The 20995-nt window shown below is 58.5% G+C and carries 19 protein-coding genes; 14 read left to right on the top strand and 5 right to left on the bottom strand.

Annotated features, from left to right (window positions below):
* Window positions 1-34 precede the first annotated feature (34 nt).
* The 9 genes from CPter91_RS17015 (at window position 35) to CPter91_RS16975 (ending at window position 11531) form a co-directional block, all read left to right on the top strand.
* Window positions 35-562 (top strand): OmpH/Skp family outer membrane protein, encoded by a 528-nt coding sequence (locus CPter91_RS17015; protein WP_061942267.1) that lies wholly within the window; start codon window positions 35-37, stop codon window positions 560-562.
* A 25-nt stretch (window positions 563-587) separates the two neighbouring features.
* Complete coding sequence (lpxD, locus tag CPter91_RS17010) at window positions 588-1655, top strand: UDP-3-O-(3-hydroxymyristoyl)glucosamine N-acyltransferase (RefSeq protein ID WP_061942265.1); 1068 nt, start codon at window positions 588-590, stop codon at window positions 1653-1655.
* Window positions 1648-2163 carry a 3-hydroxyacyl-ACP dehydratase FabZ gene (gene fabZ, locus CPter91_RS17005; RefSeq protein WP_061942264.1) on the top strand — a complete coding sequence of 172 codons (516 nt, stop codon included), beginning with the start codon at window positions 1648-1650 and terminating at the stop codon, window positions 2161-2163. The genes lpxD and fabZ overlap by 8 nt, the downstream gene beginning before the upstream one ends.
* 4 nt (window positions 2164-2167) lie before the next feature.
* Window positions 2168-2956, top strand: a complete 789-nt coding sequence (gene lpxA / locus CPter91_RS17000; RefSeq protein WP_061942262.1) for an acyl-ACP--UDP-N-acetylglucosamine O-acyltransferase — start codon at window positions 2168-2170, stop codon at window positions 2954-2956.
* A 1-nt stretch (window position 2957) separates the two neighbouring features.
* Window positions 2958-4130, top strand: coding sequence for a lipid-A-disaccharide synthase (lpxB, locus tag CPter91_RS16995; RefSeq protein WP_061942261.1), 1173 nt, complete (start codon window positions 2958-2960; stop codon window positions 4128-4130).
* Between the two features lie 43 nt (window positions 4131-4173).
* Window positions 4174-4800, top strand: a complete 627-nt coding sequence (gene rnhB / locus CPter91_RS16990) for a ribonuclease HII (RefSeq protein WP_061942259.1) — start codon at window positions 4174-4176, stop codon at window positions 4798-4800.
* Complete coding sequence (locus tag CPter91_RS16985; RefSeq protein WP_061942258.1) at window positions 4800-5582, top strand: TrmH family RNA methyltransferase; 783 nt, start codon at window positions 4800-4802, stop codon at window positions 5580-5582. The genes rnhB and CPter91_RS16985 overlap by 1 nt, the downstream gene beginning before the upstream one ends.
* A gap of 380 nt (window positions 5583-5962) precedes the next feature.
* Window positions 5963-9799 carry an Ig-like domain-containing protein gene (locus CPter91_RS16980; RefSeq protein WP_150119739.1) on the top strand — a complete coding sequence of 1279 codons (3837 nt, stop codon included), beginning with the start codon at window positions 5963-5965 and terminating at the stop codon, window positions 9797-9799.
* Window positions 9800-10193: 394 nt separating this feature from the next.
* Window positions 10194-11531, top strand: a complete 1338-nt coding sequence (locus tag CPter91_RS16975) for an Ig-like domain-containing protein (RefSeq protein WP_150119738.1) — start codon at window positions 10194-10196, stop codon at window positions 11529-11531.
* Between the two features lie 159 nt (window positions 11532-11690).
* On the opposite strand, the gene ppsR is transcribed toward CPter91_RS16975, so the two are convergent.
* Window positions 11691-12551 (bottom strand): posphoenolpyruvate synthetase regulatory kinase/phosphorylase PpsR, encoded by an 861-nt coding sequence (ppsR, locus tag CPter91_RS16970; RefSeq protein WP_061942252.1) that lies wholly within the window; start codon window positions 12549-12551, stop codon window positions 11691-11693.
* Between the two features lie 438 nt (window positions 12552-12989).
* On the opposite strand from ppsR, the gene ppsA reads away from it, so the two are divergent.
* Entirely contained in the window at window positions 12990-15398 is a 2409-nt protein-coding gene (gene ppsA / locus CPter91_RS16965) for a phosphoenolpyruvate synthase (protein WP_082792946.1), read from the top strand.
* A gap of 135 nt (window positions 15399-15533) precedes the next feature.
* Here the strand turns inward: ppsA and CPter91_RS16960 are convergent, their stop codons facing one another.
* The 3 genes from CPter91_RS16960 to CPter91_RS16950 all read right to left on the bottom strand — a co-directional run bounded on the left by CPter91_RS16960 (window position 15534) and on the right by CPter91_RS16950 (window position 18008).
* Window positions 15534-15845 (bottom strand): addiction module antidote protein, encoded by a 312-nt coding sequence (locus CPter91_RS16960; RefSeq protein ID WP_061942250.1) that lies wholly within the window; start codon window positions 15843-15845, stop codon window positions 15534-15536.
* A gap of 3 nt (window positions 15846-15848) precedes the next feature.
* Window positions 15849-16145, bottom strand: a complete 297-nt coding sequence (locus tag CPter91_RS16955) for a type II toxin-antitoxin system RelE/ParE family toxin (protein WP_061942247.1) — start codon at window positions 16143-16145, stop codon at window positions 15849-15851.
* Between the two features lie 87 nt (window positions 16146-16232).
* The gene (locus CPter91_RS16950; protein ID WP_061942245.1) at window positions 16233-18008 is read right to left on the bottom strand and encodes a tetratricopeptide repeat protein; all 1776 of its coding nucleotides are present in this window, start codon (window positions 18006-18008) and stop codon (window positions 16233-16235) included.
* Between the two features lie 188 nt (window positions 18009-18196).
* On the opposite strand from CPter91_RS16950, the gene CPter91_RS16945 reads away from it, so the two are divergent.
* Together CPter91_RS16945 and CPter91_RS16940 are read left to right on the top strand one after the other, a co-directional pair.
* Window positions 18197-18661: an NfeD family protein gene (locus tag CPter91_RS16945; protein WP_061942243.1), complete on the top strand. Its 465-nt coding sequence runs from the start codon at window positions 18197-18199 to the stop codon at window positions 18659-18661.
* Between the two features lie 53 nt (window positions 18662-18714).
* Complete coding sequence (locus CPter91_RS16940; RefSeq protein WP_061942241.1) at window positions 18715-19632, top strand: SPFH domain-containing protein; 918 nt, start codon at window positions 18715-18717, stop codon at window positions 19630-19632.
* Between the two features lie 92 nt (window positions 19633-19724).
* Here CPter91_RS16940 and smpB read toward each other — a convergent pair whose 3' ends face one another.
* A complete protein-coding gene (gene smpB / locus CPter91_RS16935) occupies window positions 19725-20174 on the bottom strand; it encodes an SsrA-binding protein SmpB (protein ID WP_061942239.1) in 450 nt (149 codons plus the stop codon).
* A gap of 67 nt (window positions 20175-20241) precedes the next feature.
* On the opposite strand from smpB, the gene CPter91_RS16930 reads away from it, so the two are divergent.
* A complete protein-coding gene (locus CPter91_RS16930) occupies window positions 20242-20682 on the top strand; it encodes a type II toxin-antitoxin system RatA family toxin (protein WP_061942237.1) in 441 nt (146 codons plus the stop codon).
* A complete protein-coding gene (locus CPter91_RS16925) occupies window positions 20675-20980 on the top strand; it encodes an RnfH family protein (RefSeq protein WP_061946349.1) in 306 nt (101 codons plus the stop codon). Before CPter91_RS16930 ends, CPter91_RS16925 begins: the two co-directional genes overlap by 8 nt.
* Window positions 20981-20995 lie beyond the last annotated feature (15 nt).

Genomic DNA, 20995 nt, shown 5'->3' with positions numbered 1-20995 from the left:
ACAAGTTGCATCATTTGAATTGCGGAGAATAGTGTTGAAATCTCTAATTAAATCATTTACATCGTTACCATCGGCAGCCTTGCTGGCTGTGTGCGCATTGTCGGCGGCAGCGCCGGCGCATGCGGATGACGGCTCGAAAATCGCCTTCGTCAGCAGCGAGCGCATTTTGCGTGAAGCCAATCCTGCCAAGGCGGCGCAAAGCAAGATCGAAGCCGAATTTTCCAAGCGCGACAAGGAATTGCAGGACCAGGCCGCGACCTTGAAAGCCAAGGCAGACAAGCTGGACAAGGATTCGGCTGTCATTTCGGATTCCGAGCGCACCAAGCGCCAGCGCGAGCTGGGTGATCTGGACAAGGATTTCCAGCGCAAGCAGCGTGAATTCCGCGAAGACTTGAACCAGCGCCGCAACGAAGAACTGGCCATCGTCCTGGAGCGTTCCACCAAGGCGATCAAGCAGATCGCCGAAGCGGAAAAGTACGATATGGTGTTTCAGGAAGGCGGCGTCTATGTGAGCCCGCGCATTGATATCACCGATAAAGTACTGAAGATCCTCAATAAATAAAACTATTCTGTCAAGGCCAATCAGCATGAGCATTCGGCTAAAAGAATTGGTCGAAAGCTTAGGTGGCCAATTGATCGGTGATGCGGATACCCAGGTATCCGGCATCGCTCCCCTGAGCGATGCCACCGCATCACAGATCACCTTCCTCTCGAATCCAAAATTTCGTCCCCAGGTAGCGCAAACCAAGGCAGCTGCTGTCATCCTGTCTGCGGCGGATGAGACGGCGGTCGGCGCGGATTACCACGGCGCGCGCATTGTCGTACCCAATCCCTATGCCTATTTTGCCCGGACGGCACAGCTTTTCGCTGCCAGGAATGCCGTCCCCGTGGTCCCCGGGATCCATGCGGCTGCCAGCGTCGATCCTGCAGCCCAGGTCGCGGCTAGCGCCTGCATCGGCCCCAATGTGGTCATCGGCAGCGGTGCGGTCATCGGTGAGCATGTCCGCATCGATGCTGGCTGCGTGATTGGGGCCGGGGCCAAGATCGGCGCCGGCAGTTATCTTTATCCTAACGTTACCGTCTACCACGCTTGCGAGATCGGTCAGCGCGCCATCATTCATTCCGGCGTGGTGATCGGCGCCGACGGTTTCGGTTTTGCCAACGATGGCGGGACCTGGGTCAAGATTCCGCAAACCGGGCGCGTGCTGATCGGCGACGACGTCGAAATCGGCGCCAATACCACGATTGACCGCGGCGCCCTGGCCGATACCGTGATTGAAGAGGGCGTCAAGCTGGACAACCAGATCCAGATCGCCCATAACTGCCATATCGGCGCCCACACGGCGATTGCAGCGTGCGCGGGGATCGCCGGCAGCGCCCGCATCGGCAAATACTGCTCGATAGGCGGCGCCGCCATGATCCATGGCCATATCACCATTGCCGATCACGTCCATGTGTCAGCGGGAACGCTGGCTTTGCGCTCGATTTCCGAACCGGGGCAATATACCGGGTTTTATCCGATTGCCAAGCATGGCGACTGGGAAAAATCTGCCGCCCTGGTACGCAATCTGAATACAATGCGTGAGAAAATCCGCTCTCTGGAAAAATCCGTTAAACAGTTAATGCCTCAGCTTACCCAAAAAGATAATGAATAGTCCAAACCAAACGCTAGATATCAATCAGATCAAAACCTACCTGCCGCACCGTTATCCGCTGCTGCTGGTTGATCGCGTATTGAATTGGGAAAGCGGCAAGTCGATCACTGCGATCAAGAATGTCACCATTAACGAAGAGTTCTTCAACGGGCATTTTCCGAACAAGCCGGTGATGCCGGGCGTGCTGACGATTGAAGCGCTGGCGCAGACCGCTGCACTGTTGTCATTTTTGACAGAGGGCCGCAAGCCGGATGAAAATACCGTGGTCTATTTCCTCGGCATCGACAAGGCGCGCTTCCGCCGTCCGGTCGAGCCAGGCGACCAGATCAAACTGCAGGTCGAGATCGTACGCGTAGTGCGCGGCATCTGGAAATACAAGGCGATCGCCAGCGTCGATGGCGAACTGGCGGTAGAAGCTGAATTCATGTGCACCATGCGCACTGCAGTCAGCCCAGGCGCAGCCTCTACTCCCGCGGCCGACAGTGCCGACGCCAGCCCATCAGCGTGATCCGATGACGCGCATCCATCCTACCGCCGTCATCGATCCCAAGGCGAATCTCGACAGTTCAGTAGAAGTCGGCGCTTACACCGTCATTGGGCCGGATGTTGTGATCGGCGCCGGCAGCAAGATCGGCCCGCATGCCGTGATCGAAGGGCACACCACGATCGGCTGCGATAACTCGATTTTCCAGTTCGGCTCGATCGGCGCCGTGCCGCAAGACAAGAAGTACGCCGGTGAACCGACCCGCCTGGAGATTGGCGACCGCAACACCATCCGCGAATTCGTCACCCTCAACCTGGGCACCGTGCAGGACGGTGGCGTCACCCGCATCGGCGACGACAACTGGGTCATGGCTTATGTGCACGTGGCGCATGATTGCCAGATCGGCAGCAACACTACGATCGCCAACAACGCCACGCTGGCCGGCCATGTGCTCATCGGCGACTGGGTGCTGCTGGGCGGCTTCACCACCGTGCACCAGTTCTGTCGCATCGGCGCCCATGCCATGACGGCATTCACTGCAGCCGTCAGTCAGGACGTCCCGCCTTTCGTGACCGCCGCCGGCAACCGCGCTGAACCTGTCGGCATCAACAGCGAAGGCCTGCGCCGCCGCGGCTTCAGCAGCGAACAGATCATGGCCATCAAGCGCGCCTACCGCACCATTTACCGTGCCGGCCTGCCGCTTGAAGAAGCGCTGGCGACACTGGCGCTGGAAGAAAGCAAGGCGCCTGATTCCGCTGTCTACCTGAAGCTGATGCGCGAGTTCATCGCGTCTTCGCCGCGTGGCATCATCCGCTGACATGGCGGGCAGCAGCGCCGATATCACCATCGCCATGGTCGCCGGCGAAAGCTCCGGAGACCTGCTGGCTGCACGCCTGCTGTCGGGGCTGCGGCCGCAGCTGCCAGATGCACGCATGCACGGCATCGGCGGCGCCAGGATGGCTGAATACGGTTTTGTCAGCGACTGGCCGATGGAGAAGCTATCGGTCAACGGTCTGTTCGAAGTACTTGCTCACTATCGCGAACTGAAGGGCATCCAGAACGCGCTGCGCGACCGTTTGCTGGCGGAAAAGCCGAACGTCTTCATCGGCGTCGATGCGCCGGATTTCAATTTCGGCCTGGAAGCGCAGTTGCGCCAGGGCGGCATACCCACTGTCCACTTCATCGGGCCGTCGATCTGGGCCTGGCGCGGCGGCCGCATCAAGAAGATCGCGAAGGCGGCTTCGCACATGCTGGTCATCTTCCCGTTTGAAGCAGATATTTATCGTAAGGCCGGCATCCCGGTGACCTACGTCGGCCATCCGCTGGCGCAGGTAATTCCGTTGGAACCGGATATGGCTGCGGCGCGCAGTGCACTTGGCTTGCCGGCTGCAGGCCGGGTGGTGGCGATCATGCCCGGCAGTCGCATGGGTGAGCTGAAACACAACACGATCGCTTTTGTGCAAGCGGCCAGGATACTGGCGCAGCGCGATCCCGGCATGCGCTTCATCGCGCCGATGGCAGGGGAAAAGCAGCGCCGTTTCTTCAGCGAGTTGCTGAGCCAGGCTGGCTTGCAAGATCTGCCGCTGCAGATCTTGGACGGCCAGTCGCACACCGCGATGGCCGCCGCCGATGGCGTGCTGGTGGCTTCGGGCACGGCGTCGCTGGAAGTTGCGCTGTACAAGAAACCGATGGTGATCGCCTACAAGATGATGCGCGCCAGCTGGGAAATCATGCGCCACATGAGCTACCAGCCGTGGATCGGATTGCCGAACATCCTGGCGCGTGAATTCCTGGTGCCGGAGCTGCTGCAGCATAATGCCACCCCGCAGGCGCTGGCCGATGCGCTGTGGCAGCAGCTGGAAGATCCGGCGCATCAGGCGATGCTGAGGCAGCGCTTTACCGACATGCACCATTCTTTGCTACGCGATACTGCCAGCGAGAGCGCACAAGCGGTGCTGCAAGTCATCGAACAGCATAAGCGTTCATCTTGATTCATGGCGGTCTGACAGACTGCTCACTTTTGTACTGAATGCCGTGACCCTATCCGATCCTAATCTCTCTCTCTTTACCTACGACGGCGAAATCATTTGCGGCGTCGATGAAGCTGGCCGCGGCCCCTTGGCTGGCCCTGTGTTTGCGGCTGCCGTCATCCTCGATCCGGCGCGGCCGGTCAGCGGCATGCGCGATTCTAAGAAATTGACAGCAGAGCGGCGCGAGCTGCTGGCCGAGCAGATCAAGCAAAACGCGCTGGCGTGGGCGATTGCTGAATGCTCCGAAGCCGAGATCGACAGCCTCAATATCTTGCAGGCCACTATGTTGGCGATGCGCCGTGCGGTGGAAGGTTTGTCGTTGCTGCCGACACTGGCGCTAATTGACGGCAATCGTTGCCCGCAGCTCAACATCCGCTCAGAAGCGATCATCAAGGGCGATGACAAGGTGCAAGCCATCTCGGCTGCATCGATTCTTGCAAAGACCGCGCGCGACGCGGCGCTGCAGGTGCTGCACGAACAATATCCGCATTACGCCTTCGATCAGCACAAGGGCTATCCGACGGCGTTGCACATGGAGCGGCTGCGCTTGCATGGCGTCTCGCCGGTGCATCGCAAATCCTATGCGCCGGTGCGGGCCTTGTTGGCGATCGTTCCCGGCGGAGCAGCATAATGAAAAGCATCACCTCGTCCGCCAATCCTTTATACAAGGAACTCAAGCAACTGGCCACCAGCGCCCAGGCGCGGCGTAAGGCCGGCCGTACCTTGCTGGACGGGATCCACCTGACCGAATCGTATCTGCAGCATGGCGGCAAGCCGGAGCTGTGCGTCGCCAGCGAAACCGCACTTGGGAATGCCGAAGCTGCCGCGGTGATCCGCCAATGCCAGGCTGGTGCGGTGCAATGTGTCGTGCTGCCTGACGGCCAGTACCAGACGTTGAGCCAGGTTGAACACGGCGTCGGCCTGCTGTTCGTGATTGAAGCGCCGCAAGCTGCGGCACCGGCGGTGCTGACCCAGTCCGCCGTGTTGCTTGATAATCTGCAGGATCCCGGCAACCTCGGCTCTATCCTGCGCAGCGCCGCCGCCGCCGGTATCAAGCAGATTTATTGTTCGACAGGCAGCGCATCGGCATGGTCGCCGAAAGTCTTGCGCGCCGGCATGGGCGCGCATTTCATCCTGGATATCTTTGAAGGCGTCGACCTGGCAGCGCTCATGAGTGCGACGCTGGTTCCAGTGTTCGCCACCAGCTCCTATGCCACCCAAAGCATCTACCAGGCCGATCTCAGAGCGCCGCTGGCATGGCTGTTCGGCCATGAGGGCCAGGGTGTTGCCGAGGACCTGCTGCAGCTGGCTGGCCAGCAGGTCGTGATTCCGCATCGCGGCCAGATGGAATCGCTGAACGTTGCTGCTGCAGCGGCGGTATGTTTTTTTGAACAGCTACGCCAGACCAGCTAGGCTGACGCAATCGTCCCCACTTTTTTCTTTCCCTACGTGAAGTGTCAAGCTCCACCTATTCGACTGTCTTGAAACACGTCTTCGCGGCGGTGTCGGATGCCAAATTTTGCTGATTATTTCTTTGGATTACTGTTCTTTTTTTGCGACAAGGGTTTTGCAGTGTTTGTCAGAATTGCATTTGAGTTCATTCTTTAAATGATGCTATTTGTTGAATTTTGAAAGTATTCATTGTAAAAAAATGTCACACATGACGGCTGCAAAATTCATTATTCTTTTTGTAATTATTTAATCTCTTACGCGACTATATTGCTAGCTGGGGAAACAGTAACGATGTTGCTGGCACCCTTATCCTTGATTGCATTAATAGACGGTGAGATTTTATGACTTCAAATAAAAAAACTTCTGATGTATCCGCTTTATCCGATGAATCGAACAGTACAGCTTTTCTTGCTGAAGCTGCAAAGCCTGTTGTCAGCCAAGGTTTAGTCGCTGCCTCCTCAGTCGCCAGTGTGGAAGTTGCTGCTGTTGATGCTTCTGCTTTGCCAGCGACAACTATCAGCCGAATCAGGGACGATTTCGGTTCTGAGCAAGGCTTTGTCAAATCGGGTGGGACCACCGACGACATTAAACCGCAGATATTCGGTAACGCTGCTCCCAATACTTTGGTGGTGATCCATGATGGAGCCGACAACCCTATTGGTTCGGTGCAGACTAATAACCTGGGTCAATGGATATTCCAGGTTCCAGCGGATAAAACACTGAGCGACGGTATGCATACCATCACGGCGGTAGCCGCCAATGGTCAAGGCAGCGCCGGCTATGAAATCAACGTTGACACTTCGGCAGTGGTGTCGACGCCGCGAATCTATGCCCTTGGCGATGATGTAGGTCCTGAGCAGGGTCAGTTTTCCCCAGGTATTAAGCCGGGCACTGGCATGATTGCTACTATAAACACAGATGATGCGCATCCGACTCTGTATGGAGAAGCGACCGCCAACAGACTGGTCATGATCTATGATGGCGTGGACAATCTCATCGGCTCGGCGCAGGCCGATGGCGCCGGTCGCTGGTCATTCACCCCGGAGGAGGCACTTAGCAACGGTACCCACACTCTCACTGCTGTGGGTGATGGGCGTGTCAGCAGTGGTTTTTCGATTAATATCGACGCGGCACAACCGGCGGATGGCGAGAAGGTGGAGGTGCCCGGCACTGAGCCGGTCCTTAATCTGGTGATCGATTCGGCGTTTGATAACTTCGGCGCCACTGGCCATATCGGCAATGGCGGCAAGACTGACGACACCACACCGCTGCTGCAAGGCCATGGTGCGCCGGCCAATGCTCTGTTGACCATCTACGACGGCAGTACCCGCTTAGGTGAGACCCTTGCGAATGCGGAGGGAAATTGGCAATTCTATGTCAGTGTAAAGGCCCCGCTTGCGCCAGGTGAACATGCGTTCGCGGCAGTATTCGCCACGCCGGAAGGCAGCGAATCGCGCTCAGAACCGTTCGTGCTGAATATCACTGCGCCGGAACCTATCACTGCGCCGGAACCTGTCAAGCTGGTGATCGACAGTGCTTATGACGGCGCCGGGCTCATTACTGGAGAAGTAAAGAGCGGCGCCACCATCGACGACGTGCGTCCGATTATTCGGGGGCATGGCGGCGAGCCGGGGACTGTTATCGAGATTCACAACGAAAAAGGCGAGCTGGTAGGAGAATCTCGCGTTAACCAGTTCGGCGACTGGAATGCCAAGATCTATGCTGGCACTCCGCTGGCATTGGGTGAGCATGTGTTTACTGCGGTCAGCGATGGTGGCGCAGTGTCGGAACCGTTCACATTGCACGTGGACATTCCTGCTTCGTCCAGGCCAACCATTGATGTGATATTCGACAATGTGGGTGTGACTGGGGAGTTTTCCAGCGGCGACACGATAGATGACCGCTCGCCGACGCTGCGCGGTCACGGTGAACCTAATACACAGGTGGCTGTTTACATCGACGGCGCTCTGACCGACTATGCGTCGGTTGGGGAGGACGGTTCTTGGGCATACCGCATTTCTTATAATAAACCTCTGTCGCCAGGCGAACACGAGTTCAAGGTAAGCGGCTTAGGCATTGCCTCCGAACCGTTTGTACTGACAGTGGGCGACACTGAACCTGTCCTTAAGCCGGTGATCGAGTCGGCGTATGATGACTTCGGCGCCCCTGGTTATATCAGCCATAACGGCAACACTGACGACCGCACGCCGCTGCTGCAGGGCAAGGGCGCGCAGCCATACGGCCAGCTGGAAGTCTACGATGGCAATACCCGCCTGGGCTATGCCAGCGTTGACGGCCGCGGCAACTGGTACTTCAGCGTGAAGAGCGAGCTGGCAGCGGGCGAACATGCGTTCACGGTGGTGGGTGCAGGCGTTGCTTCCGACGCATTTGTGCTGAACATCACGGCGCCAGGTCCGGCCAAGCCGGTGATCGAGTCGGCGTATGATGACTTTGGCGTCTCTGGCTATGTCAGCCACAACGGCAACACTGACGATCGCACGCCGCGGTTGGAGGGCAAGGGCGCGCAGCCGCACGGCCAGCTGGAAGTCTACGATGGCAGCACCCGTCTGGGCTATGCCACTGCTGACGGCCGCGGCAACTGGTACTTTGATGTTGTGAAGAGCGAACTGGCGGTGGGTGAACATACGTTCAAGGTGGTGAGTGCGGGAGTTACTTCCGATGCCTTCGTGCTGAACATCACGGCACCGGATTCGCCCAAGCCGGTGATCGACTTGGCATTTGATAACTTCGGTGCCGCTGGTGACGTCAGCCATAACGGCAGCACTGACGACCGCACGCCGCAGTTGCAAGGCAAGGGCGCACAGCCATTCGCTCTGCTGGAAGTCTACGATGGCAACACCCGTCTGGGTTATGCCTATGTTGAGGAAAGCGGCAACTGGTCCTTCAATGTGAAGAGTGCGTTGGCGATCGGCGAACATGCGTTCACGGTGGTGAGCGGAGGAGTGGCTTCCGACGCCTTCGTGCTGAACATCACGGCGCCGGATACGGCCAAGCCGGTGATCGACTCGGCGTATGATGACTTCGGCGCCACTGGCTATATCGGCCATGATGGCAGCACGGATGATCGCACGCCCAAGATCAGTGGTCATGGTCAGCCATTTGCCCAGATAGCCCTGTTTGAAGGCGATGTCAATCTGGGCTACGCTCAAGTCAAGGAAGATGGCAGCTGGAGCTTGTATCCGAGGCAACAGCTGGACATTGGCGAGCATGTGCTGACCGTGGTTGATGCCAGCGGCGTGAAGTCTGAAGCCTTCGTGTTGCATGTGACTGCGCCAGATTCGGCGAAGCCGACGATCGATGCAGTCATCGATAATGTCGGTGCCGTGGAAGAGCTTCACAGCGGGGCGACTACTGATGATGCGCGGCCGACATTCCATGGTCACGGTCAGGAAGGGACTTACGTGTATCTCCTCGATGGCGCGGCACAGGTTGGCGCTGCGCTGGTCGGCGAGGACGGCAGCTGGACCTTGAATGCCCTCAAGCAGCTGACGCCGGGTGAGCATGTGTTTACGGTGGTTGGCGATGGCGTGACATCGGATCCGTTTACGCTGACGGTGGATAACGTGCCAGAAACACCGAGGCCGACGATTGAATCGGCTGTGGATGATGTTGGTGTGACCGGCATCCTTGCCAGCGGCAACACCACCGACGATTTCCAGCCAGTGTTTCATGGGCATGCCGAGGCTGACGCTCCGGTTATCTCCTTCTACGATGGCGGCAAATACATCGGCGAGACTTCGGTGCATGCTGATGGCAGCTGGGTGTTCAATCTGATCTCGGGAAGCCAGAGTATTGTCTTGCCGCCAGGAGAGCATTCGATTACGGCAACCACGGATGGTGTAGTGTTCTCTGAACCGTTTGTACTGCATGTCGTGGAGCCAACGCCTGCTGGTGCCGGCGTCCAGGCTGTGGAAACAGCCGATGGCGCGAACCTGAACTTGTCGCTGGCGGATCTGTTGCAGGCGCCTGGCGAATTGTTCGCCAGCGCTACCGACATCCCTCCAGCTGGCCAGACCGCGCAAGTGTTCAACTTGAGCGGCGGCGAGTTCGATGCGGCGCTGAGCCATGCGGACTCCTCGTCAGCGCTGGATGGCGTCAGTATCAGCCTGCCGCCGCAACAGCCGTTGTCGGAGCTGCACGAGCTGCATGCTGCATAAGCGGCGTTAAAGCGGTAGGACTGCTGGCTGCTCCTGCAATGGGAGTCGCCTAACGGGGTGGGCATTCGTGCCCGCCCTTTTTCATATTTTGAGCAGACGATATGCCCCTTCCTTGCTCATATTTTATTGCAATAAATGCAATAAAAAGATAACATCACAGCTATCCCCTGATCTTGATGAGATGTGAGATTTGATGAGTCCAACTAAGAAAAAACCTGGTGTGCTAATCCATCTGGACGAGCATGCTCATACAGTTTCCATGGCCGATGCGGTAAGTTCCGATGTGTTTAATCCAGCTAATGACATGCCTGCCGCGGCCGACAGTATGGCATTTCATGCGAGGGCCGCATCGGCCCCGACTGATGATGCCTATACGGATGCAGAGCTTGAGGTCATGCCGCTCAGCCGGGTCGCCGCTATTGACCATCCAAGCCCATTGCAGCCCGCTGCCGCTGCCAATATTCTGGACAATGGCACGCTGACGAGTTCCGCTTATGTTGGCCAGTCCGGCGCCTGGGGGGTCACGGCGGCCCCGCCCGGCTCGCCTACCGCAGTCGAACTGGTAGAGGAAGCGGCATTGCCCGATATTACCGACCCGACGCTACTCGAACCTGTCCCGGAGTCCACCGGCTTGCCGCCACCTGTGATTGTGCTGGCGTTCGACGATTTCGGCAGAACTGGAATCGTTGGCGACGGCGGCGTTACCGATGATGTAGCCCCGATGCTCAGCGGCCAGGGCGAGCCGTTCGCCCAACTGATGATCTTTGACAATGGCGTCCACTTGGGCGACGCCACGGCGGGAGAGGATGGCAAATGGCTGTTTAACGTGAGCGAGCCGCTGGCGCAAGGCGAGCATGTATTTACCGTGGTTGGCGCGGGTGTGACGTCGGCACCGTTCTCGCTGACGATAGGCGCTCCGGATTCCGCCAGGCCGGTGATCGATCAAGTGCTGGACAACATCGGCGCAACGGCACAGCTGGCCAGTGGTGACACGACCGACGATGCGCGGCCGGCCTTCCATGGCAGTGGAGAGCCCGGCACGCTGCTTGAAGTCTACGACCATGGGCTGCTGGTCGGCAGCCTGCCCGTGGGCCTGGATGGCCGCTGGAGTTACACCGATCACTTCGACCGGCTTAGCCCAGGCGAGCACGTGTTCACTATGGTCGGCGCCGGCGTGGCCTCTGAACCTTTTGTGCTGCATGTGGCGAATGTCCCTGCGGCGCCGGCGCCAGTGATCGACAGCCTTGTTGGCCAGGCTGGAGATATCTCCAGCGGCGCCGTGACGGACGACAATCGCCCTGTGTTCAACGGTCGCGGCGAACCGGATGCGCTAGTGCGGCTATACGATGGCGAACTGTATCTAGGAGCGGCCGTTGCCGATGAAAACGGCAACTGGACGTTCCGGCCGGGAGAGCATGCGCCGTTGAGCGATGGCGCGCATGTATTCACCGCGGCTACCGGTGGCGACAGTTCAGCGCTGTTTGTGCTGCAGATCGCTACTTCTGCCGCTACAGGGGAAGCGCCTGCCATGCCGGCAGCCGATGAAGCACTCGGCGGCCTGGTGCTGGCTGACCTGCTGCAAGCGCCGGCGAAGGAGTTGTTGGCGGAGCAGGCAAGCGGCGATGCCGCCGGTGCCGGGTTCGTCAAAACCGCAGCCGCCGATGGTGTGGTTTTGCCGGTAGCGATGCCGGCGGAGCTATGGCAGCAGGATGCCGCGCCAGCCATGACGTAGCGTGTGCAGATTTTCTGCCCACGCTGATTTTTTCTCGAATAATCAATGCTCTGCGTGGGCACAATGTGCCCACCCTACATCCAAGCGCGATTCCTTCGGGCGATTGCCCTGATACTGATGGACTCTCGATGGTGGTGCTTATATGTCTTTCGCTTCGCGCTAAAACGTCCGTATATCCGGCTTGATATCCTGCAAAATCGTCGCCGCGATTTCCTCAATCGACTTGGTGGTCGACGACATCCAGCGTATTCCTTCACGCCGCATGATCTTTTCCGCTTCATTCACTTCATAACGGCAGTTTGCCAGCGCCGCATATTTGCTGCCGGGACGGCGTTCATTGCGGATTTCCGACAGGCGGTCGGCGGCAATCGTCAGGCCGAATATCTTTTGCTTGAAGGGCAGCAGGCCGCTCGGCAGCTTGTCGCGCTCGAAATCTTCCGGAATCAAGGGGTAGTTGGCGGCCTTGACGCCGAACTGCATCGCCAGGTACAGGCTGGTCGGGGTCTTGCCGGAGCGCGAGACGCCGACCAGGATCACATCGGCGTCGGCCAGGTTCTTGTGCGACTGGCCGTCGTCATGCGCCAGCGAGAAGTTGATGGCTTCGATGCGGTTCTTGTATTCGTCGGTATTGGCGGTGTTGTGGCTGCGGCCGATGGTGTGGGTCGACTTCACGCCCAGCTCCTTTTCCAGCGGTTCGACAAAAGTCTGGATCAGATCCATGTGCATCGCCTTGGCCTGCTGGATCACTTTCGACAGGTCGGCCTTCACCAGCGTGGAAAAGACGATCGGCAGCTTGCCGTCGGCGGCGAACGCCTCGTTGATCTTGCGGGTCGCCTCGTAGGCCTTGTCCAGGGTATCGATGAAAGGCAGGCGCACTTGCTTGAAACGCAGCTCGAACTGGGTCAGCACCGAATGGCCGAAAGTCTCGGCGGTGATGCCGGTGCCGTCGGAAACGAAGAACACGGTGCGGTTGGCGGGGACCAGTGGGGCAGGAGCGGGAGCAGGGGCGTGTTCAAGCATGATATTGTCAAAAAAAGAATAAATGAAACTGATGAGAAAGCCAAGGCTGGCCTAGTGCTCCAGCCAGCACGGAAACTTTTAACCGAGCCTGGGCTCTAGTTAAGGCCCCGTCAGGGAATAAGTTGGGCATTTGTGCAGGCCGTAGCTGGCGCGCTGCTGCGTTGCTCACCGCTTGCAGTGCTCGCACTGCGGCGCGGCGGGCGCCTTGCATCGCATCCAGCTACGGTCGCCCAAATGCCCAACTTATTCCCTAACGGGGCCTGACTGTGAAGCGGCTGCCGCCTTGTACGCCTTTTGCGCTTAAATTGGCATAAAATGGCAGCCAACTGAATATTTAAAGCCGTCCGACGAAGAATAACAAAAAGCCAAGGGTGGCGAAGGCAATTGTGAAAATTTCTTATCATCAAACTAGAGGTTGTTATGTCCAATGCAATACAGATGGGTGCTACCCAGGGGGCGGCTTACGTCATCTCCTTTGAAAATCTGCGGATGACGGATGTCGAATCCGTCGGCGGCAAAAACGCATCACTGGGTGAAATGATCAGCCAGCTGGCTGGCGCCGGAGTACGGGTGCCGGGCGGCTTCGCGACCACTGCGCAGGCCTTCCGCGATTTCCTGTCGCATAGCGTCGACGGTGGACCGGCCCTGGCCGACCGTATCGCCGAACGCCTGGCGACGCTCAACATTGAAGATGTGCGGGCACTGGCGCAAGCCGGCGCCGAGATTCGTCAATGGATCGTGGAAACGCCGTTCCAGCCGCGTTTGGAACAGGAAATCAACGATTTTTACAAGCGCTTGGTGGCGGATTCCTCCAGCGAGATGTCGTTCGCCGTGCGTTCTTCCGCGACTGCCGAGGATTTGCCGGACGCTTCATTTGCTGGTCAGCAAGAAACCTTCCTCAATGTGGTCGGCATCGACAATGTGCTGGAAGCCATGAAGCACGTGTTCGCATCCCTGTATAACGATCGCGCCATTTCTTATCGCGTGCACAAAGGCTTCACCCATGCCGAAGTGGCATTGTCGGCTGGCGTGCAGCGCATGGTGCGTTCCGACGTCGGCGCCGCCGGCGTCATGTTTACCCTGGATACCGAATCCGGCTTCAAGGACGTGGTCTTCATCACTTCCAGCTACGGCCTCGGCGAAACCGTGGTGCAGGGCGCCGTCAATCCGGACGAATTCTATGTCCACAAGCCGATGCTGGAGCAAGGCAAGCTGCCGATCATCCGCCGCAATATCGGCTCCAAGCTGATCAAGATGGAATTCACCGGCGAAGCCAAGGCTGGCCGTTCGGTCAAGACCGTTGACGTGCCTATCGAACTGCGCAACCGCTACTCGCTGGACGACAAGGAAATCGTCGAACTGGCCAAGTACGCCACCATCATCGAGAAGCACTACGAGCGGCCGATGGATATCGAATGGGGCAAGGATGGCCGCGACGGCAAGTTGTACATCTTGCAGGCACGTCCGGAAACCGTGAAGTCGCAGGAAAAGGCGACCGATGCGCAGCAGCGTTTCAAGCTCAAGGGTGTCGGCACCGTACTGACCCACGGCCGCGCCATCGGCCAGAAGATCGGCGCCGGTCCGGTGCGCGTGATTCACGATGCATCTGAAATGGAAAGAGTGCAGCCGGGCGACGTGCTGGTTGCCGACATGACCGATCCTAACTGGGAACCGGTGATGAAGCGTGCTTCCGCGATTGTCACCAACCGTGGCGGCCGTACCTGCCACGCGGCGATCATCGCGCGCGAACTGGGCGTGCCGGCCGTGGTCGGCTGCGGCGACGCGACCGATGTGCTGAAAGACGGCACGCTGGTCACCGTCTCCTGCGCCGAAGGCGACGAAGGCAAGATCTACGACGGCCTGCTGGAAACAGAAGTGTCCGAAGTGGCGCGTGGTGCGCTGCCAGACCTGCCTTTGAAGATCATGATGAACGTCGGCAATCCGCAGCTGGCTTTCGACTTCCAGTCGATTCCTAACGGCGGCGTTGGCCTGGCGCGCCTGGAATTCATCATCAACAACAACATCGGCGTCCACCCGCGCGCGATCCTGGAATATCCGAACATCGATGCCGACCTCAAGAAGGCGGTCGAATCGGTCGCCCGCGGCCACGCTTCGCCGAAGGCATTCTATGTCGACAAGCTGGCCGAAGGCATTGCCACCATCGCTGCCGCTTTCTGGCCGAAAAAGGTGATCGTACGCCTGTCCGACTTCAAGTCGAACGAGTACAAGAAGCTGATCGGCGGTTCGCGCTACGAGCCGGACGAAGAAAATCCGATGCTCGGCTTCCGCGGCGCGGCGCGTTACCTGGCCAGCGATTTTGCCGAAGCGTTCGAAATGGAATGCCAAGCGATGAAGCGGGTGCGCAACGACATGGGCTTGACCAACGTCGAGATCATGGTGCCTTTCGTCCGTACCTTGGGACAAGCCGAAAAAGTCATCGGCCTGCTGGGCAAGAACGGCCTGGTGCGCGGCGAGAACGGTTTGCGCGTGATCATGATGTGCGAAGTGCCGTCCAACGCCATCCTGGCTGACCAGTTCCTGGAGTTTTTCGACGGCTTCTCGATCGGTTCCAACGACCTGACCCAGCTCACGCTTGGCCTCGACCGCGATTCCGGCATGGAGTTGCTGGCCGCCGATTTCGACGAACGCGATCCGGCCATCCTGGCTTTGCTGGAAAAGGTGATTGCAACCTGTATCGCCAAGGGCAAGTACGTCGGCATTTGCGGCCAGGGTCCATCGGATCATCCGGACTTTGCCGAGTGGCTGATGAAGCAGGGCATTGAATCGATTTCGCTGAATCCCGATTCGGTGATCGATACCTGGCAGAAGCTGGCAGCGGCGCAATAAGCATTGCGCCGGCTTGCGGTGATGTTGTGCTGCAAGCCGCTGCTTGCACAATTGGATAGGCAATAAAAATCCTCCCTGTTTGTCATCAAACAGGGAGGATTTTTTTATCTGAATGGACGGGATGATTTTATAGTTTCAAGACAGGGTCGTCGGCTCGGCATGGGGCCTGGGTACGATAGCGATCCTGACGCCGAGCGAGTTGATCAGCTTGGCGATGGTTTCAAAGCGCGGCTTGGCGCCAGGGGCCAGTGCCTTGTACAAACTCTCGCGGCCGAGGCTGGCGTCCTTGGCAATCTGCGACATGCCGCGCGCTTTCGCGACATCGCCGAGCGCGGCGATGAATACATCAGGATTGTCGTCCGCCAGCGCTTCGGTCAGATAGGCTGCGATGACTTCGTCGTTATCCAGAAACTCTGCCGCGTCGAATGTTGAAAATACTGGTTTCATGACTTATTCCTTCAATGATTTGGCCATTTCCCTGGCGCGCTTGATGTCCTTCTTCTGCGATGATTTGTCGCCACCCACCAACAGCAGGATCAAGCTCTTGCCACGCTTAGTGAAATAAACGCGATAGCCCGGGCCGGTATGTATGCGCAGTTCGCTAACGCCGTCGCCGATCACTTCAACGTCGCCAAGGTTGCCAAAGCCCGCGGATCTGATGCGTCTCAGGATGCTGGCTTTTCCTTGAGCATCGCGCAGATCATGAAGCCAGCGTTTGAAGAGATCGGACAGCAAAATCTCGAACATGGGAATATTGTATCCAATTGGATACTTAAGTCAAGAATATTCCACTTTCATGCTAGCTAGGATTGTTGTCAAATAAATACGTAACATTCAGCTGATTTTTAGTGAAACACTTAAAAAATCATTCAGTTCCTCGGCCACCCGCTGGATCAATCCATGCCAGTTTCCTGCCGTATCCTGGCGCAGCAAGCGGGCGCTCGGATACCACGGGCTGTCTTCCCGGTCCAGCAGCCAGCGCCAGTCCGGCACCCACGGCAAGAGTATCCATACCGGCACACCCAGCGCGCCGCTCAGGTGAGCGATAGAGGTATCGACGCTGATCACCAGATCGAGATTGGCGATGATCGCAGCGGTGTCGTCAAAGCCGTCGATATCCGCGGCGGGCAGCCGCAGCTTCGGATTCTGCTGCAGGAAGGCGAGGTCGCTCTCCCGCACGTCCTTCTGAATCAGGAAAAAATCGGCGGCATCCGATTGCAGCAGCGGCGCAAAATCCTGTAAGGGCATGGAGCGTCTGTGATCGTTGGTATTGCCCGGATTGCCGGAGCAGACCAGGCCGATCTTCATTTTGCCGTTGGCAAAATCCTGCCGGCTTCTCCAGTGCTCCCGCTTGTCCCGATCTGCGTGCAGATAGGCCGGCCCGGCGGGGATGCTGGCGAGGTCGGTCTTGAACACCAGCGGCAAGCTCATCAGCGGCGTCTGGTAGTCGACTGGCGGCACGCTCTCGCCGATGGCGATGACCTGGAACCCGCCCAGGGTCTGGGCAATGGTTTTCAAGGTGGGATCGACTTCCAGCACGACCTCTGCGCCCAGCGCAGCCACCAGCGTCGCGTAGCGGCAAAACTGGATGGTGTCGCCCAGGCCCTGTTCCGACCACAGAAGGATGCGTTTGCCGGCGATGTCCTGCTGACCCAGCCACAGGGGGAGATCGGTATGGCGTGGGGTATCGGCGTTGCCTTTTTTCCAGCGGTATTCATAGCTCTGCCAGCCAGCGTCGAATTGTCCCAGCACCAGCTGCGACAGCGACTGGTTGGACAGCACGTCGGCATAGCCGCTTTGCAGGCTGAGTGCGCGGCCGTAACTGGCGAGCGCCTGTTCATGGCGCTTCATGCGGCTCAGGGTCAGGCCGTGGTCGCCCCAGGCTTCGGCATTGGCCGGCGCCAGCGCCAGGCCTTGTTCATGATCGCTCAGGGCCTCGTCATAACGTTCCAGCTTGTGCAGGATGACGGCGCGGTCCAGGCGATAGGCGGCGCTCTGCGGCGCCAGGGATACTGCACGGTCGGCGCAGGCCAGCGCTTCCGTATAGCGTTCCAGCTTGTCCAGCGCCAGGCTTTTCTTGTACCAGCCGTCCGCCATGGCCGGCTGCAGCGCCAGCGCCTGGTCCAGGCACAGCAGTGCTTCGTCGTAATGCCGCAGCTGATAGCAGATCGCGCCCTTGTGGGCCCAGCCGTCCGCATAGTCGGGCCAGCGCGCCAGCGCCTGTTCGAGGCAGGCCAGCGCCTCCAGATGGCGTTGCAGGTTGACCAGGGCGGCGGTCTTGGCCAGCAGGATTTCCGGCTTGACATAGCCAAGGGCGATGATGCGCTCATAGGCTTGCAGCGCGGCGGTGAATTCGCCCGACTCGAACTGCACCCGCGCCAGCTTGTAGTGCAACGAGACGTTATTGGGGTCCTGCACCAACGCTTTCTGGAACAGGTCGATAGCCTGCGGGCGCTGGCTGCTGGCGGCATGGATGACGCCAAGGATATGCAGGGCGTCGACATTGGCCGGCTGGCTTTGCAAGATGTTGCTGAGGACTTGTTCGGCCTGCCTGGTGTTTCCATTTTGGAAATCCCGGTAAGCCTGTTGAATGAGATTAATTGTGTTCATGTACTTGAGAGAGCGGCCCGGATCAGGGGCTGTGCCTATGGGCGAGATCAGAGCATAGCATCTCGCCAGGTGCGCGGCAGCTTGGCCGAATCAGGCCGGAGCGGTTTGTTGATTATTCTCATCGAGAAATCACGTGTTTATTTATCAATTGGATTACACTATGTGCTCTACATAACGGAAAGCAATATATGGCTGGATGGGTGATGTGGATGTTGGCGGCCGGGGTGCTGATCGTGGCGGAATTGGCGACCACTACCCTGTATCTGTTGATGGTGGCGATTGGCCTGCTGATGGGCGGAGTTGCCGCGCTGCTCGGCCTCGGTATCGAGTGGCAGTTGCTGGTTGCTGCAGTGGTTGCCCTGGCGGCTACTTATCTGCTGCGCCGCAGCCGTTTCGGCAAGCGTTCGCGGGTCAAGGCCGAGCGCGATCCTAACGTCAGCATGGATATCGGCCAGTCCGTCACGGTCGATCAATGGCAGCATGATGCTGCGACCGACGGCGCCGGCGGCGAGTTCACCGCGCGCATCAGGTATCGCGGCGCCATGTGGGATGTCGAACTGGCGCCGACGGCGACGGCTCGTTCCGGCCTGTTCTATATCCAGGAAATTCGCGGCAGCCGGCTGATCGTCGGCAACAGTCCGGACCAGCACTAGAACCTCGTCCGTCGCCGGCGGACGCCACTGTTCTCAATTCAAAAGGAAAAATCATGTTTGGAAGCGTCTCGTTAGTCTTGCTGGTGATCGTCATCATCTTCATCGCCAAGACCATCAAAGTAGTGCCGCAGCAGCATGCCTGGGTGGTTGAGCGCCTGGGCAAATATCATGCAACCTTGGGGCCAGGCTTGAACATCGTGGTGCCGTTTGTCGACCGGGTCGCCTACAAGCACATCCTGAAAGAAATCCCGCTGGACGTGCCGCCGCAGGTCTGCATCACGCGCGACAACACGCAATTGCAGGTGGACGGCATCTTGTACTTCCAGATTACCGACGCGATGCGCGCATCCTACGGTTCTTCCAACTACATCGCCGCCATCACGCAACTGGCGCAAACCACTTTGCGCTCGGTGATCGGCAAGATGGAGCTGGACAAGACTTTCGAGGAACGCGACCACATCAACACCACCATCGTCAGCGCCATCGACGAATCGGCCGCCAACTGGGGCGTCAAGGTGCTGCGCTATGAAATCAAGGATCTGACGCCGCCTAAGGAAATCCTGCATGCGATGCAGGCGCAAATTACCGCCGAGCGCGAGAAGCGGGCGCTGATCGCCGCATCTGAAGGGCGCAAGCAGGAACAGATCAACATTGCCACCGGCGAACGCGAAGCCTCGATCGCCAAGTCGGAAGGTGAAAAGCAGGCTTCCATCAACCGCGCCCAGGGTCAGGCGGCAGCAATCCTGTCGATCGCCGAAGCCAGCGCCGAAGCGATCCGCAAGACCGCGGCCGCGATCCAGTCGCCAGGCGGCTCGGACGCTGTCAATCTGAAAGTGGCAGAGCAGTATGTGGCCGCGTTCGGGCAATTGGCGAAGACCAATAATTCGATTATCGTGCCGGCCAATATGGGCGATATCAGCGGCTTGATCGCCACCGCGCTGCAAGTGGTCAAGTCCCAGACCAAGTCTTGATTAAGACATAAAAATGCGGCCCCGGCGAAATCCACATTTCGCCGGGGCCGTTTTTTATTGTAGCCGGCAGTGCGCCGGGCTTGCTGTCCGGTTTAACGTCGGTGCTGCTTCATGGCCGCCTGCACTTCGCGTTCGCCGTCGCGCTGGCGCTCGGTATCGCGCTTGTCATGCTGTTTTTTACCCTTGGCCAGGCCGATTTCGCATTTGATGCGGCCGCGCAGGTAGTGCAGGTTAATCGGCACCAGCGTATAGCCGGAGCGCTCGACCTTGATGATCAGCTTCTTGATTTCTTCCGCATGCAGCAGCAGCTTGCGGGTGCGCACCGCTTCCGGGTGGACATGGCTGGAAGCGCTGAGGAGGGCGCTGATGTGGGCGCCGAACAGGTAGATTTCGCCGTTGCGGACGATGACGTAGGATTCTTTCAGGTTGGCGCGGCCGGCGCGGATCGCTTTTACTTCCCAGCCGTGCAGTTCCATGCCTGCTTCGAAACGTTCTTCTATGAAGTAGTCGTGGAAGACTTTTTTGTTGTCAATAATGCTCATGTAGTAGGAAAATCGCGCAGGTCGGTTAAAATTTCAAGTTGTGATTCTATCAAACGGTTGATATTCAATGGCAGTAGTGCATAAAACGGTACTTTTGGGGTACAGCGCAGAGCAGATGTTTGCGCTGGTCGATCGGGTGGAAGACTACCCGCAATTCCTGCCGTGGTGCGGCGGGGTGGATGTGCGTGAACGCGCTGCCGGCAAACTGGTGGCGACACTGAACATACATTACCACGGTATCAAGCAATCGTTTACTACTGAAAACAGCAACACGCCGCCCAGCGCGATGCAGATGCGGCTGGTGGAAGGGCCGTTCAAGCATCTCGATGGCAACTGGAGTTTCAAGGCCTTGCGCGCCGATGCCTGCAAGATCGAATTCGATCTGCATTACGAGTTTTCCAACAAGATCCTGGAAAAGCTGATCGGCCCGGTATTCAGCATGATCGCCAACAGCTTCGTCGATTCTTTCTGCAAGCGCGCCGACGTCGTCTATGGCCACCATGAGTGAAGCAGCAACAAGCGCCGGGCAGATACGGATCCAGGTCTGCTACGCCACGCCCGCGATCCAGGCAGTGAAAGAGCTGTCGGTGCCGGCCGGCACCCTGCTGCACGATGGCATCAAGCGCAGCGGCCTGCTGGAAGAGATGCGTGAAATCGACCTCAGCTGCTGGCGCGTCGGCATTTACGGCAAACTGAAGACGCTCGACACGGTGCTGCGCGACCGCGACCGCATCGAGATTTACCGGCCGCTGATCGCCGACCCCATGGAATCGCGGCGCAAGCGCGCCGACAAAAAAGCCCGCTAGGCAGCGGGCTTTTAC

It is taken from the genome of Collimonas pratensis, assembly GCF_001584185.1.
GTDB lineage: Bacteria > Pseudomonadota > Gammaproteobacteria > Burkholderiales > Burkholderiaceae_D > Collimonas > Collimonas pratensis.
This window is presented reverse-complemented; position numbering and strand designations above follow the sequence as displayed.